At 68.0% G+C, this 14,792-nt stretch carries 10 protein-coding genes; 6 read left to right on the top strand and 4 right to left on the bottom strand.

Annotated features, from left to right (window positions below):
• Positions 1–144: 144 nt before the first annotated feature.
• From ABFX29_RS02915 to ftsY, 3 genes are all read right to left on the bottom strand, one after another.
• A complete protein-coding gene (locus tag ABFX29_RS02915) occupies positions 145–483 on the bottom strand; it encodes a P-II family nitrogen regulator (RefSeq protein WP_091604011.1) in 339 nt (112 codons plus the stop codon).
• On the bottom strand, positions 480–1,775 hold the full coding sequence (locus ABFX29_RS02920; protein ID WP_152227434.1) for an ammonium transporter: 1,296 nt from the start codon (positions 1,773–1,775) through the stop codon (positions 480–482). The genes ABFX29_RS02915 and ABFX29_RS02920 overlap by 4 nt, the downstream gene beginning before the upstream one ends.
• A 280-nt stretch (positions 1,776–2,055) precedes the next feature.
• The gene (ftsY, locus tag ABFX29_RS02925) at positions 2,056–3,258 is read right to left on the bottom strand and encodes a signal recognition particle-docking protein FtsY (RefSeq protein ID WP_152228346.1); all 1,203 of its coding nucleotides are present in this window, start codon (positions 3,256–3,258) and stop codon (positions 2,056–2,058) included.
• A 108-nt stretch (positions 3,259–3,366) separates the two neighbouring features.
• Here ftsY and ABFX29_RS02930 point away from each other — a divergent pair, with 108 nt between their 5' ends.
• Entirely contained in the window at positions 3,367–4,605 is a 1,239-nt protein-coding gene (locus ABFX29_RS02930) for an MFS transporter (protein ID WP_152227432.1), read from the top strand.
• On the top strand, positions 4,602–5,333 hold the full coding sequence (locus ABFX29_RS02935) for a glutamine amidotransferase (RefSeq protein WP_152227430.1): 732 nt from the start codon (positions 4,602–4,604) through the stop codon (positions 5,331–5,333). The genes ABFX29_RS02930 and ABFX29_RS02935 overlap by 4 nt, the downstream gene beginning before the upstream one ends.
• Positions 5,334–5,488: 155 nt before the next feature.
• On the opposite strand, the gene smc is transcribed toward ABFX29_RS02935, so the two are convergent.
• Positions 5,489–9,103: a chromosome segregation protein SMC gene (gene smc, locus ABFX29_RS02940; RefSeq protein WP_211372368.1), complete on the bottom strand. Its 3,615-nt coding sequence runs from the start codon at positions 9,101–9,103 to the stop codon at positions 5,489–5,491.
• Positions 9,104–9,316: 213 nt separating this feature from the next.
• Between smc and ABFX29_RS02945 the strand changes: the two genes are divergently transcribed.
• From ABFX29_RS02945 to ABFX29_RS02960, 4 genes are read left to right on the top strand one after another with little or no spacing between them, the layout of a single operon-like run.
• The gene (locus ABFX29_RS02945) at positions 9,317–10,342 is read left to right on the top strand and encodes a 3-oxoacyl-ACP synthase III (protein ID WP_152227426.1); all 1,026 of its coding nucleotides are present in this window, start codon (positions 9,317–9,319) and stop codon (positions 10,340–10,342) included.
• A complete protein-coding gene (locus ABFX29_RS02950) occupies positions 10,336–12,978 on the top strand; it encodes an alpha/beta fold hydrolase (RefSeq protein WP_152227424.1) in 2,643 nt (880 codons plus the stop codon). Before ABFX29_RS02945 ends, ABFX29_RS02950 begins: the two co-directional genes overlap by 7 nt.
• Positions 12,975–13,961, top strand: a complete 987-nt coding sequence (locus ABFX29_RS02955; RefSeq protein ID WP_152227422.1) for an NAD-dependent epimerase/dehydratase family protein — start codon at positions 12,975–12,977, stop codon at positions 13,959–13,961. Before ABFX29_RS02950 ends, ABFX29_RS02955 begins: the two co-directional genes overlap by 4 nt.
• A gap of 10 nt (positions 13,962–13,971) precedes the next feature.
• Positions 13,972–14,790 (top strand): serine hydrolase domain-containing protein, encoded by an 819-nt coding sequence (locus tag ABFX29_RS02960; RefSeq protein ID WP_152227421.1) that lies wholly within the window; start codon positions 13,972–13,974, stop codon positions 14,788–14,790.
• Positions 14,791–14,792 lie beyond the last annotated feature (2 nt).

The raw sequence follows: 14,792 nt of genomic DNA on the forward strand, positions 1-14,792 counted from the left end.
GCGCCCATACGGGCAGTTTCTGCCATCTCGATGTGGTTGCGGCGCCGGGAAGCGCAAAGCCGCCCGGGCGGGTTCCTCTGCAATGAGAGGTCCGGCCGGGCGGCTTTGTCAGGAGATGCCCTTATTGCGTGTGGTGCAGGCTGGCTAGAGTGCCGAGTCGCCGCGCTCGCCCGTACGGACGCGCAGTGCTTCCTCTACGTTGGTCACCCATACCTTGCCGTCTCCGGCGCGGCCGGTGTTGGCGGTGGAGACCAGCACGTCCACGATGTCGCTGACCCATTCGTTGGCGGCCAGGACTTCCACGCGCAGCTTGGGCAGCAGGTCCACCGTGTATTCAGCGCCGCGGTAGACCTCGGTGTGGCCGCGCTGGCGGCCGTAGCCGCTGGCCTGGCTAACGGTGAGTCCCTGGACTCCATAGCTCTCCAGGGCGCCGCGGATGGAGTCGAACTTCTCCGGCCGGACAATTGCGGTTACGAGTTTCATGAGTTGACGCTCTCCTTGACGGGGACGGTGGTGTGCTCAGCTGCCGGGCGGAAGGAACCGCCGACGCCGATGCCGCCCAGTTCGTATGCGGTCTCAGCGTGCTCGCTGAGGTCCACGCCGTTGATTTCCTGTTCCTCGGTGACCCGGAAGCCCATGGTCTTGTGGATGGCCAGGCCGATGATGAGGGTCATGACTGCGGAGAAGACAATCGCTACTACGGTCGCCACGATCTGCGCGCCGAGCTGTGCGAAGCCGCCGCCGTAGAAGAGGCCGCCGCCTTCGCCGTCGACAGGCAGCGCGATGAAGCCAAGTGCCACGGTGCCGACCAGGCCTGCCACCAGGTGGACCCCAACGACGTCGAGCGAATCGTCGTAGCCGAACTTGTACTTCAGCCCCACGGCCAGGGCTGCCAGGATGCCGGAAACCAGGCCCAGGCCGAGTGCGCCCAGCGGGGAAACGCTGGCACAGGCCGGGGTGATGGCCACAAGGCCGGCGACGATGCCCGAGGCTGCACCCAGGGAGGTGGGGCGTCCGTCGCGGATCCGTTCGGTGATCAGCCAGCCCACCATGGCGGCGGCGGGAGCGGCGAGGGTGTTGACCCAGATCAGGCCCGCTTCCTCAGCAGTGCCGGCAGCGCCTCCGTTGAAGCCGAACCAGCCGAACCAGAGCATTGCAGCGCCGAGCATCACGAACGGGATGTTGTGCGGGCGGTGGCTCGGGTCGGAGCCGAAACCGCGGCGCTTGCCAATGATCAGCGCCAGCACCAGGGCCGCTACGCCGGCGTTGATGTGAACTACGGTGCCGCCGGCGAAGTCAATGGCTTCACCCACGACGGAGCCGATCGCTCCTTCTTCACCAAGCAGGCCTCCGCCCCAGACCATAAAGGCAAGCGGGCAGTAGACCAGGGTGACCCACACGGGAACGAAGACGGCCCAGGCGCCGAACTTGGCACGGTCCGCGATCGCGCCGCTGATCAGTGCCACCGTGATGATCGCGAAGGTTGCTCCGAAGCCGGCGCCAATCATGTCCTCGGTGCCGATCAGGTCTTCCAGCCCGAAGGATGCGAAGGGATTGCCGAACAGCCCGGCAACCCCGTCTCCGCCGCTCATGGAGAAGCCCCAGAGGACCCAGACCACACCGACGAGTCCGATCGACACGAAGCTCATCATCATCATGTTCAGGGCTGCCTTCGCCCTGGTCATGCCACCGTAAAAGAATGCCAAACCGGGTGTCATAAGCAGCACGAGTGCCGCCGATACCATCACCCAGACGTGACCTGCGGTCAGATCCATCTCCATGTCCTTCCACGCTTTGCGGGCATCTCCCGCGCTGGAAAGAACATTGCCGGGGCGAAGTTTCGGTATTCAGCCGGGGGTATTGCCGGGACATTACAAACTTCGGCGCCGGGTAAAAGTGCAGTTTCCGGCGTGTTTCGGGAACGTTGCCTGCGCCGGTGAACCAGCCGTGAGTGTTGTCAGGAGGGCGTGCCATTGACCGCAGTATCAATCCGGCCGCACGCAAAAGGGCTCCCGCGCCAAGACCGGCGCGGGAGCCCGTTTGCGTTTCAGCACGCTATGACAGCAGTGCGTCCACAAAACCTTCGGCATCGAACGGCGCCAGGTCATCCGGGCCTTCACCAAGGCCCACCAGCTTTACCGGCACACCGAGAGTGCGCTGGATCGCGACGACGATTCCGCCCTTGGCGGTCCCGTCCAGCTTGGTGAGCACAATGCCGGTGATGTTCACGACCTCGGCGAAGACCTTTGCCTGGGTCAGGCCGTTCTGTCCGGTGGTGGCGTCCAGGACCAGCAGCACTTCGTCAACCTCGGCCTGCTTCTCGATCACGCGCTTGACCTTGCCGAGCTCGTCCATCAGGCCAACCTTGTTCTGCAGGCGGCCGGCGGTGTCGATGAGCACCGTGTCCACTTCGCCGTCAATGCCGGCCTTCACTGCTTCGAAGGCGACCGACGCCGGGTCTGCGCCGTCGACGTCGGAGCGCACGGTGGGCACGCCCACCCGCTGGCCCCAGGTGGCAAGCTGCTCGGCTGCCGCGGCACGGAAAGTGTCCGCTGCTCCAAGGAGAACGTCCTTGTCCTCGGCCACCAGGACGCGGGCGAGCTTGCCCACGGTTGTCGTCTTGCCGACGCCGTTCACGCCAACCACCATAACGACGGCGGGCTTATCTGCATGCCGGTCAACGGCGAGGGAACGGTCCATGGACGGATCCACCAGCTTGATCAGTTCCTCGCGCAGCATCGCGTGGACTTCCTGGGGGTCGCGGCTGCCGGAAATGCGGACCCGCTCGCGCAGCGCGTCGACAAGTTCGGTGGTCGGTTCGGTGCCGAGGTCTGCCAGCAGCAGGGTTTCCTCGATCTCGTCCCAGACGTCTTCGTCGATCTTGTCGCTGGAAAGCAGCGCCAGCAGAGCCTTGCCGAGCGCGTTGTTGGACTTCGCCAGCCGGGCACGCAGCCGGGCCAGGCGGCCCTGGACCGGTTCGGGGGTCTCCAGCGCCGGGGCCTCGGGCTCAGCGGGAGCTTCTTCCAGGTCCCGCAGGTCATCCGGGACGGTGAGCCTGGAATCAGCTTCCGGCTCGGCAGTTCCGGGACGGTCCAGGACGGAGGTGGAACCGCTGCCGCCCGGCAGGTCGTCTGCGTCACGCTTCGTGGGGTACATGCCCTTGGGCGTGCGGCGGGTGCGGACCAGCAGGGCTGCCAGCGAACCGACAACAGCCAGCCCAATGACCACATAGATCACAATTGAAAGAGTCTCATTCACGCTTTCCAGCATGTCATACGGCGCCGCCGCCGGGCACCCGTACGTGCCCACTGCCGTCCCGGCGGCACCGGCCCGAAACGCGGCCAAGTCTGCGAGAATCGAAGCATCATGGCGAGCTCACCCCGGATACCGATCCCCCGCGAAATCAAAGTCCTTATTGCCGCAGCGTTCCTCATTGCCCTTGGCTTTGGCCTGGTGGCTCCGGTGCTGCCGCAGTTCGCCCAGAGTTTCAACGTTGGCGTGGCGGCATCCTCGGTTGTGGTCAGCGCCTTCGCGTTCACCCGGCTGGTCTTCGCCCCGGCCGGCGGAGCCCTGCTGGAAAAACTCGGTGAACGCCCTGTCTACGTGATGGGACTGCTGATCGTGGCCCTGTCCACGGCAGCGTGCGCCTTCGCCGGGAACTACTGGCAGCTGCTGATCTTCCGCGGCCTCGGCGGCATCGGATCCACCATGTTCACCATTTCCGCCATGGCCCTGATCATCCGGCTGGCTCCTCCCGCCATCCGCGGCCGCATCTCCGGCGCCTACGCCTCGTCCTTCCTGCTGGGCAACATTGGCGGGCCCCTGCTCGGCGGTCTTCTGGCCGGCTTCGGACTGCGCGTTCCCTTCCTCGTCTACGCCGCAGCACTGCTGGTGGCCGCCGTCGTAGTCGCCTACCTGCTGAGGGAAGCACGCGGCAGTGCCGGCGCAAAGGAGAAACCTGCCGAGCGGGTACACCTCAGCGTCCGGGAGGCGCTCTCCGACTCCGCCTACCGCGCCGCCATGGTCTCATCCTTCGCCAACGGCTGGTCCTCCTTCGGCGTGCGCAACTCCCTGCTGCCGCTCTTTGCCGCTGCTGTCCTGTCAGCAGGCCCGGAAATTGCCGGCATCTCCCTGACCGCGTTCGCAGCCGGGACAGCCCTGGCCCTGACCTTCTCCGGCCGGCTGGCTGACTCCTGGGGCCGCAAACCGCTGGTCATCACAGGCCTGGCGATAAACGGCGCCGCTACTGCGGCAATCGGCTTCTCCGGGTCAGTGGCCATGTTCCTGGTGGTCTCCGCGGTTGCCGGCCTGGGCACAGGCCTGCTGAACCCGGCCCAGCAGGCCGCGGTGGCCGACGTCGTCGGTTCCGAACGCAGCGGCGGCAAGGTCCTTGCGGCGTTCCAGATGTCCGCGGACACCGGAGCGATCATCGGCCCCATCCTGGCCGGTGTGCTGGCCGACACCCTGGGCTACACCTGGGCTTTCGCCGTCACGGGAGCAACCGCCCTGGCAGCACTGCTGATCTGGCTGACCGCACGGGAAACCCTGGCCCCGGAGCAGCGGACGGCCAGGATGCGCCCGCACCGCACTACCATCGAGGAATGAAGCCCTTCCTGCTCCTGGCCACCCGCGCCGAAGACGGCGCCGCCGAGGAGGAATACGAGTCCTACCTGAACTTCGGGGGCCTGGCCCCGCACCAGCTGCACCGGGTACGGATGGAAGCGGGCCCCCTGCCGGCCGTTGACCTGGCGCAGTACAGCGGGATCATCGTGGGCGGCAGCCCGTTCAACTCCTCGGACCCGGAAGAGGGCAAGTCCGCGCTGCAGCTGCGCGTTGAAAAGGAGCTGTCTGCCCTGCTGGACGCCGTGGTCGCGGAGGACTTTCCATTCCTGGGTGCCTGCTACGGCGTGGGGACGCTGGGACGGCACCAGGGCGCCGTCGTCGACCGCACCTACGGCGAGGCGATTGGCGCAGTTCCGGTTACCCTCACCGTGGAGGGACGCCGGGATCCTCTGCTCGACGGGCTGCCGGACACGTTCGACGCCTTCGTAGGCCACAAGGAAGCCGTTTTCACGCTGCCCCCGCATGCGGTGAACCTGGCCGGCTCCCCCACCTGCCCCGTGCAGATGTTCCGGGTGCGGCAGAACCTCTACGCCACCCAGTTCCATCCCGAGCTCGACGTCGCCGGGCTGCTGACCCGTATCTCGGTCTACCGCAATGCCGGGTACTTTCCGCCTGAGGAAGCCGACGCGGTGATGGACTCCGTCCGTCCGGCCCGGGTCACTGCCCCGCCGCTGATCCTGCGCAACTTCACCGCACGATACGCCCGCTAACGGTTTCAGGACCGGGGGCCGCGCGGCACGGTGTTCTGCGTAGCCCCGCATCGCCGAGCGAGGAACGAGCGAGGAACGAGCGAGGAACGAGCGAGGCAGTGAAAGATCCAGGGCCCCTCTCCGAGCTTGCGAGGACCAGGGCGGGATCTGCAAGGCTAAGGGGCGGCAGAATGCCGCGCCGCGCCGGCCAGCCGCTGGCTGATCACGGCGGAGACGCCGTCGCCGCGCATGGACACGCCGTACAGGGCATCGGCCACTTCCATGGTGCGTTTCTGGTGCGTAATGACTATCAGCTGGGACGATTCACGCAGCTCTTCGAAGATGGTGATCAGCCGGCCCAGGTTGGTGTCATCCAGTGCCGCTTCAACCTCATCCATGACATAGAAGGGCGAGGGGCGGGCCTTGAAGATGGCTACCAGCAGGGCGACGGCGGTCAGCGAGCGCTCTCCGCCGGACAAGAGGGACAGCCGCTTGATCTTCTTGCCGGCTGGACGGGCCTCCACCTCAATGCCGGTGGTGAGCATGTCCTGCGGATCGGTGAGGACCAGCCGTCCCTCGCCGCCGGGGAAAAGCCGCCCGAAGACCCTCTCGAACTGGACAGCTGTGTCCTGGAAAGCGGCGGCAAAGACCTCTTCCACCCGCTGGTCCACTTCACGGATGATGTCCAGCAGGTCCTTGCGGGTGGCCTTGAGGTCCTCAAGCTGGGTGCTGAGGAAGGCATGCCTCTCCTCGAGGGCAGCGAACTCTTCCAGTGCCAGCGGGTTCACCTTGCCCAGGGCGGAAAGGTCCCGCTGGGCACGCTTGAGCCGTTTCTCCTGCTCGGCGCGGTTGTAGGGAACACCTTCGGTGACCGGGTTGCCGTCCTCGTCCACCGGCAGATGCAGGGCCGCCCACTTTCCGGCGCCCTCCACGGCATCCGCAGGAACCGGAACCAGCTGGTCCGGCCCGTATTCGGCGACAAGGTTGTCTGCGGTGATGCCGAGTTCCTCCACGGCCCGGACTTCCAGTGCTTCGATCCGCAGCCGTTTCTCAGCCCGGAGGAGCTCGTCGCGGTGCACGGAGTCCGTCAGCCTGGCCAGCTCTGCCACGGACTCGGCGTTAGCGGCCCGCACCTCGGTGAGCTCGGCTTCAAACTCGGCGCGGACGGCTTCGGCCTGGTCCCGCTCGGCGGCCGCGGCTTCCAGGGACACGTCCGCCCAGCGTCCGGCCTGCAGGGCCGCCGTGGCCACCGCCTGCGCACGTGCGGCCTGGGCGGCACGCACCCGTGCCCGTTCTGCTGCCGCTGCCCGGGCGCGGCGCTCCGCCGCTGCGGCCCGCTCCAGGGATTCAGCCCGGCCGGACACGGCAGAGAGCTGCTCCTGGGCCGAGCGCAGGGACAGCCGGGCATCCATTTCGGCCTGCCGCGCCTGGGCTGCGGCCAATGCCAGCGCATCACGGCGGTCAGTGGAAGGTTCGGCAGCGTCTTCCGGGCTTTCCTGCGCCGCTGCCAGCCGCTGTTCCGCCTCGGCCAGCTTCTCTTGTTCCGCAGTGAGGTTCGCCTCAGCCGCCTCGGCAAGGCGCGTCAGCCGTTCCGCTTCCCCGGAGGCCGAACGCAGCACGGAGCCCAAGGCACCCAGCCGCTCCCCCACGGCGGCGAGGCGGGCATCGGATTCGTGCAGGACGGCGAGCGCTGCATCGGCCCTGGCCTGCGCCGTGTCACGTTCCGCCCGCAGTGCTGCGATCGCGAAACGTGCCTTTTCGGCGCGGGCTGAGGCTTCATCCAACCTGCTCTGGGTTTCCTCCACGGCAGCCTGGATTTCGATGAGCCCGGGGGCCGTGCTCGATCCCCCGGCGGCGGTGAAGACTGTCAGCACGTCCCCGTCAGCGGTGACCGCCGTTAGTCCGGGGTGCTGTGCCAGCAGGGCCGATGCACGGTCCAGGGATTCAACCACGACGGCGGGGCGCAGGAGGGAGCGCACGGCAGGTCCAGCGCCCGCGGCTGCCTCCACCAGATCCTCGGCATAAACGCAGCCGGCCGGAAGCTCCACCCGGCTTTCGGCGGGTTCCCCGGCGGCCGGACCAGCGGCCAGAACCAGGTTCACCTGGCCCAGTTCGGAGTCCTTGAGGGTTTTCAGCGCCTGGACTGCAGTGTCGCCGTCGCGTACTGCCAGCGCTTCGGCTGCCGGTCCCAGCGCGGCGCTGACTGCGCGCTCGTAGCCGGGCCTGACGGTAAGCAGGTCGGCGAGGGGCGAGAGCACACCGTCAAGCCCGGCACCCAGCAGCGCCGCCGACCCGTCCCGGCGGTCCAGCCCCACGGCAAGGGCATCGCGGCGGGCGGTGAGGGTCTCACGGTCCCGAACCGCCTGCCGTTCTTCTTCCACGAGGTCCGCCAGCCGTGCCGTGGCGACTTCCAACGCCTCGGTGGCTTCCTCGTATTCGGCGTCCAGGCCTTCTTCGCCGGACTCCGCTCCAGCTGCTTCCTGCTCCAGGGCAGCGAAATCCGCTTCGGCCCTACGCCGGCGCTCCTCGGCCTGCGCAATGGAACCGCGCAGCCTTCCCAGCTCAGCCTCCGCAGCCTCCACCCGGGACCGCGCGGCGGACACCGAGCCGGAGAGCCGGGCCAAGCCTTCCCTGCGGTCCGCCGCTGCCCGCAGCAGGGCGGCCAGGCGTCGCTCTTCGGCTGCCGCTTCTTCCTCTGCGGCGGCCCGGATCTCAACGGCGTCTTCGAGCATGCCCTCCCGTTCGGAGGCCTCGGCGGCAAGCTGCTCGGCCTCGGCGCGCACCCGCTGCGCCTGAGCCTGCAGTTTCTCGGGGTCGCGGCCGGGGTCGGCCGCAGGTTCAGCGGAGCCAAGCAGCCGGCGCCGCTCGTCGGCCAGAGCAGCCAGCGAGCGCAGCCGTTCCCGTGCAGAGGAAAGCGCGTACCAGGCGTCTCGTGCTGCGTTGACCCGCGGGGTTGCCTCGGCGGCAAGCCGTTCGAGTTCCGCGAGCCGCGCACCCTGTGCTGCCGCTTCCTGCTCGACTTGTGCCCGCCTGGTGCGCAGCGCTGCCTCGGCCGCTGTGTCTTCCTCGACGGCGGCGGCCAGGGTCACAATGTCATCGGCGAGCAGGCGTGCCCGGGCATCGCGTACATCCAGCTGGACCTGCTTGGCCCGGCGTGCCACGGCCGCCTGTTTGCCCAGTGGCCCAAGCTGCCGGCGCAGCTCCGCGGTCAGGTCGGTCAGTCGGGCGAGGTTGGCCTGCATCGCGTCCAGCTTGCGCACGGTCTTTTCCCGCCGCCGCCGGTGCTTGAGGATTCCCGCGGCTTCCTCAATGAAGCCCCGGCGGTCCTCCGGCGACGCGTGCAGCACCTTGTCCAGCTGCCCCTGCCCCACGATCACGTGCATTTCCCGGCCCAGCCCGGAGTCAGAGAGCAGTTCCTGGATGTCCAGCAGGCGGCAGGGTGCACCATTGATGGCGTACTCGGAGCCGCCGGCCCGGAACAGGGTGCGGGAAATGGTGACTTCGGAGTAGTCGATCGGCAGGGCGCCGTCGGAATTGTCGATGGTGAGCGAGACCTGCGCCCGGCCCAGCGGCGGCCGCCCGGAGGTCCCGGCAAAAATCACGTCTTCCATTTTTCCGCCGCGCAGGGTCTTGGCTCCCTGCTCCCCCATGACCCAGGCCAGGGCATCCACCACATTGGACTTGCCTGAGCCGTTGGGACCGACGACGGCGGTCACTCCGGGCTCAAACTCGAAGGTGGTGGCCGACGCGAAGGATTTGAAGCCCCGCATCGTGAGGGTTTTTAAGTGCACTGGCCTCTGTCTCTCGTTTGTGGAAGATTCCTTAAAGCCGGGTGGTACCCCACACTTAAGCGCAGTACTCGCAGAGCGTAATCCGGGATTTCGCGCGTTCCAGGCCGGGCAGGAAAGTAGGCTTCTTAGAGAATCATATGGTTCGACGGCGCCGTTACGGGCTTTACCGGGCCCGGACCGCGATCTTTTTTGGCAGCAGACAAGGCAGGCATTTTGAGCGGGAACTTCAACTTCCATCACACCAACACCGCACTCCTGAGCGTCAAGAGCGTAGAAGCGCCCGTTGTTGTCAGTTCTCATGAGTTCGACGAACGGCTCTCGCCGTCCCTGAAACGGCTGCGGCTTTCCAAGGGCCTGCTGGAGCGGGTCGCCGGCGTCAGCGAACGGCGATGGTGGGCACCCGGTTCGACTTTCGAGGACGGTGCGATCGAGGCGGGAGCCAAGGCGATGGCTGAAGCCGGCGTCGAGCCGGCACAGATCGGGCTGCTCATCAACACGTCAGTGACGCGCAAGAACCTTGAGCCCTCCGTCGCAGTGAAGATCCACCACAGCCTGGGCCTGCCTTCCTCTGCCCTGAACTTTGACCTTGCCAATGCCTGCCTCGGATTCGTCAACGGCATCACCATGGCCTCGAACATGATCGAATCCGGCCAGATCGATTACGCCCTGATTGTGGCCGGGGAAGACTCGCAGGGAGTCCAGGAAGCCACGTTCGGCCGCCTAAACCGTGAGGACTCCACCCGCCAGGACTACCTTCGGGAGTTCGCGACCCTGACGCTGGGCAGCGGGGCTGCGGCTGCCGTAATCGGCCGGGCCGGGGACCACCCCGGTTCGCACCGCATCCTGGGCGGGGTCTCGCGGGCCGGCACCGAACACCACGAACTGTGCGTGGGCGGTGAAGGCGGCATGTACACCGATACCAAAGGGCTGCTCGAAGGCGGGCTGGACCTGGTGGTCACTGCCTGGCATGAGGCGCAGGAGAACGGCTGGGACTGGCAGGGCATGGACCGCTACGTCACCCACCAGGTCTCCAACTCCTACACGAACGCCATCATCAAGGCCGTAGAGCTGGACAAGGAACGTGTTCCGATCACGTTCCCCCGGTGGGGCAACGTGGGTCCGGCATCACTGCCCATGACGCTCGCGCAGGAAGCCCGCACGCTGCATCCCGGGGACCGGGTGCTGTGCATGGGCGTGGGCTCCGGCCTGAACACCACCATGATGGAGATCGCGTGGTAGCTGAACTCTGGCCCGGAGTTCCGGCCGCGTGGTCCCGCCATGTCCAGGTTCCCTCCACCGCTGCCGTGGATGCAGCAGGAACCACCCACACCTGGCACCTGCTGGATAACGCCCCGGACCTTGCTGCCCGCGGCGTCGAGCCTGCCGGAACGCTGCTGTGCGTCCACGGCAACCCCACCTGGTCCTATCTGTGGCGCACCCTGGCCGCTGCCGGGAGCACCGCGGACCGTCCCTGGCGCGTCATCGCCGTAGACCAGCTGGATATGGGTTTCTCCGACCGCACCGGGACGTTCCGCCGGCTCGCCGACCGGATCACCGACCTCGGGGACCTGACCGGTGCGCTCGGCCTCACCGGGCCCGTGGTGAGCGTGGGACACGACTGGGGCGGCATCATCTCCCTGGGCTGGGCACTGGCCCACCGCAAACAGCTGGCAGGCGTGGTGCTTACCAACACCGCGGTGCACCCAGCCGGTTTCTCCCTGCCGCCGGCACTGCGCCTGGCCCTGCACCCGGCAGTGCACGGCTGGGGCACCAGGACCACCGATGCCTTCCTGCGCGTCACGCATTCCCTGGCCCGCCCGGCACTGCTCCCGGAGGTCCGCCAGGCGTACGCCGAGCCCTATCGCTCAGCAGCACGGCGCGAGGGCGTCGGCAACTTCGTCGCCGACATCCCCGCGGATGAAACCCACCCAAGCTACCGGACGCTGAGCCGCGTCGCCGAAGGCATCCGGGAGCTGGACGTGCCGGTGCTGGCGCTGTGGGGCCCCAAGGACCCGGTCTTCTCCGACCGGTACCTGCGGGACCTCATCAGCCGCCTTCCCCAGGCGGACGTTCACCGCTTCGAAGGTGCCGGGCACCTGGTGGCCGAGGACAGGGACATCGCCTCGCCGGTCTATGCCTGGCTGGATGCCGTCCACGCCCCGGCTCCGGGACAGGCTGCGGCTCCGAAGCAGGCCCCAGCCGCAAAAACACAGCGCTCCGGCTTCCGGCCCATGCTGGCAGAGCTGGACGAGCGCAGCTCGGACGATTCACCCGCCGTCGTTGATATGGCTCCGGCCGAATCAGGTAAAGCTCCCGCGGTGCTCTCCTGGGCCGAACTCGGTTCCCGGGTCAACGCGCTGGCGGCCGGGCTGGCCGGCATCGGAGTGCGCCCGGGCAGCCGGGTGAACCTGCTGGTGCCGCCGGGCAGCGAGCTCACAACCCTGATCTACGCCTGCCTGCGGCTGGGCGCCGTGGTGGTGGTTGCCGACGCCGGGCTGGGCACCAAGGGCCTGAGCCGCGCCATCAAGGGCGCGGGACCGGACTTCATCGTAGGCATTGAACGCGGCCTCACCGGTGCACGGTTCTTCGGCTGGCCGGGTACCCCGGTCCTGGCCGGCGAAGCATCCCCGGCCAGGCGGCGCCTGCTCGGCACAGCGCACACGGTCGCTGAACTCACCGCTGCCGGGGCCGGACAGCCAGTCCCCGACTGGCACGTGGATCCGGACGCGGACGCCGCCGTGCTCTTCACCTCCGGCTCCACCGGACCGGCCAAGGGAGCCGTCTACACGCACCGCCGGCTCGCCGCCATGCGGGACACGCTGCGCCGGACCTACAACCTCAAGGCCGGTTCCTCCCTGGTGGCAGGCTTCGCACCGTTCGCCCTGCTCGGACCCGCGTTGGGCGCCACCAGCGTCACTCCGGACATGGACGTCACCGCTCCGCGCACGCTTAGCGCCGCCGCCCTGGCCAACGCCGCCGCGGCCATCCAGGCCACCACGGTGTTCGCCTCCCCCGCCGCCCTGGCCAACGTGCTGGCAACCGCCGGGGACCTGGACGCGGCCCAGCGGGATGCACTGGGCAAGGTTGAACTGCTGCTCTCTGCCGGGGCTCCCATCCCCGAAGCCCTGCTCACCCGGGTACAGGACCTGGTTCCCGCCGCTGCCCTGCACACGCCCTACGGCATGACCGAGGCTCTGCCGGTCACGGACATCAGCCTGGAGCAGATCCGCAAGGCCGGTACCGGCAACGGTGTGTGCGTGGGCACAGCAGTGGCCGGTGCCCGCGTGGCCCTCGCTCCGCTGTCCGCAGACGGCACGGCGGGCAGCGAGATCTCCGACGCGCACGGCATCACGGGAGAAATCCTGGTGAGTGCGCCGCATGTGAAGGACCGGTACGACCGGCTCTGGATTACCGAGGCGCACAGCAGTTCGCTGCCGGGCTGGCACCGGACCGGAGATGTTGGCCATTTCGACGCGGATGGCCGGCTCTGGGTCGAGGGACGTCTTGGCCATGTCCTGACCACCCCCGCAGGGCCCCTCACGCCGGTCGCAGCCGAACAGGCTGCGGAATCAGTGCCTGCTGTCCGCCTGGCGGCCCTGGTAGGCGTTGGCCCGGCGGGAACACAGGTTCCCGTGGCCGTCGTTGAAACCGTCGGCGGGGCCCGCAGGCCCGGACCGGCGGAAGACTCCCTGGCCGCCGACGTCCGCTCCGCCGTCGCCGAACGCTGTGGCCTGGACCTGGCCGCGGTGCTGGTGCTGCCGCAGATGCCCACGGACATCCGCCACAATTCCAAGATCGACCGCTCCGCTCTGGGTGCCTGGGCCGCCCGGGTCCTGGCCGGCGGCCGCATCACCGCACCGGGAGCCCGCCGATGAGCCGCCGCATCCTTGTCACCGGCGCCAGCGGCCTGCTCGGAGGCGCTGTTGCCGGCGTCCTCTCAGGCCAGGGACACTATGTGCGGACGCTGCAGCGGCGCCCTGCGGCCGCTCCAGGCCTGGAGTCGGTCTCCGGCTCCATCACGGACCGCCCAGCCGTGGAAGCAGCCATAGCCGGAATGGACGCCGTCGTCCACCTTGCGGCAAAGGTTTCCTTCACCGGTGAGTGGTCCGAGTTCCAGGCGACCAACATCGACGGCACCCGCAATGTCCTGGACGCCGCGCGGGCCGCCGGCGTGCGCGACGTCGTTTTCGTCTCCTCGCCCTCGGTGGCCCACTTCGGCGAGCCGATCGCCGGAGCGGGCGCGGGAACCGCGGACCCCGAGCGGGCCCGCGGCAGCTATGCCCGTTCCAAGGCCGCCGCAGAACTCCTGGCACTTGCCGCTGATTCGCCTGAATTCCGCGTCACGGCAATCCGTCCGCACATCGTCTGGGGGCCCGGCGACACCCAGCTGGTGGAACGGGTCATGGACCGGGCCCGGTCCGGACGGCTCCCGCTGCTGGACGGCGGGGCGGCCCTCATCGACACCACGTACCTGGACAACGCCGCTTCCGCCATCGCCCGTGCCCTGGACCGGATGGAGCAGGCCCACGGGCAGGCACTGGTGGTAACCAACGGCCAGCCCCGCATGGTGCGGGAAATGATCGGCGGTATCTGCGCCGCCGCAGGCATTCCAGCTCCGTCCCTCAGCGTTCCCGGCTGGCTTGCCCGGGGCGCCGGAAGCGTCATTGAGAAAGCCTGGCTCGCAGCCGGTTCCCGCGGCCTGGTGGAGGACGAACCTCCCATGACCCGGTTCCTGGCGGAGCAGCTCTCCACCTCCCACTGGTTCGACCAGCGGCACACCCGCCAGGTCCTGGACTGGGCGCCGGAGGTCTCCGTCGAGGAGGGCATGGCCCGCCTGGCCAAGCACTACGCCGCATAGGATGGCAGGGATGAAGACTCTCCAGAAGACCCAGTCCTGGCCCGCGGAAAACGTTTCCACCGCCGTCGTTGCGGCCGACGGGACCGTCCTCGGAACCGGCGGGGAACAGCAGAAGCGTTACCCGCTGGCTTCCGTGACCAAGCTGCTCACCGCGTATGCCTTCCAGGTGGCCCTCGAAGAGGAAGCCGTAGGCCTTGATGATCCGGCCGGTCCGGAAGGCTCCACGATCCGCCACCTGCTGGCGCATACCGGAGGTTACGATTTCGGGGACCGCACAGTCCGTTACGAACCGGGGACCCGCCGCCTGTATTCGAACGCGGGGTTCGAAGTGCTGGGAGAACATCTGGAGCAGGCTACCGGCATCTCCTTCGCGGACTACCTTTCCGAGGCTGTCCTCGAGCCCCTGGGCATGAAAGACACGGCACTGGAAGGTTCTCCCGCTGCCGGGGCCGTTTCCACGGCAGCCGACTTGTCCCGGTTTGCTGCCGAGCTTCAGGCTCCGCAGCTAATCAGCGCCGGGTCGCTGACTGCCGCCACCTCCGTGGTGTTCCCAGGCCTGGCCGGTGTGCTGCCTGGATTCGGCCGGCAGAAGGAGAACGACTGGGGCCTTGGCTTCGAGATCCGCAACGGGAAGTCTCCGCACTGGACCGGCGAGGCCAATTCTCCGCGCACCTTTGGACATTTTGGACAGTCCGGGACATTCCTGTGGGTTGATCCGGAGCTGGAAGCGGCTGCGGTGGCCCTCACGGACCGGGACTTCGGTCCCTGGGCCGCCGAAGCGTGGCCGGTTTTCAACGACGCCCTGGTGGCTGAGCTGCGCAGCAGCTAGCC

The organism is Arthrobacter gandavensis (genome assembly GCF_039528575.1).
Taxonomy (GTDB): Bacteria; Actinomycetota; Actinomycetes; order Actinomycetales; family Micrococcaceae; genus Arthrobacter_B; species Arthrobacter_B citreus_B.

What these genes read in the sequence shown, in the direction of transcription:
- ABFX29_RS02930 (WP_152227432.1), top strand. Translation starts at nt 3,367, where the DNA reads ATGGCGAGCTCACCCCGGATACCGATCCCCCGCGAAATCAAAGTCCTT.
- ABFX29_RS02960 (WP_152227421.1), top strand. Translation starts at nt 13,972, where the DNA reads ATGAAGACTCTCCAGAAGACCCAGTCCTGGCCCGCGGAAAACGTTTCC.
- ABFX29_RS02955 (WP_152227422.1), top strand. Translation starts at nt 12,975, where the DNA reads ATGAGCCGCCGCATCCTTGTCACCGGCGCCAGCGGCCTGCTCGGAGGC.
- ABFX29_RS02920 (WP_152227434.1), bottom strand. Translation starts at nt 1,775, where the DNA reads ATGGATCTGACCGCAGGTCACGTCTGGGTGATGGTATCGGCGGCACTC.
- ABFX29_RS02935 (WP_152227430.1), top strand. Translation starts at nt 4,602, where the DNA reads ATGAAGCCCTTCCTGCTCCTGGCCACCCGCGCCGAAGACGGCGCCGCC.
- ABFX29_RS02915 (WP_091604011.1), bottom strand. Translation starts at nt 483, where the DNA reads ATGAAACTCGTAACCGCAATTGTCCGGCCGGAGAAGTTCGACTCCATC.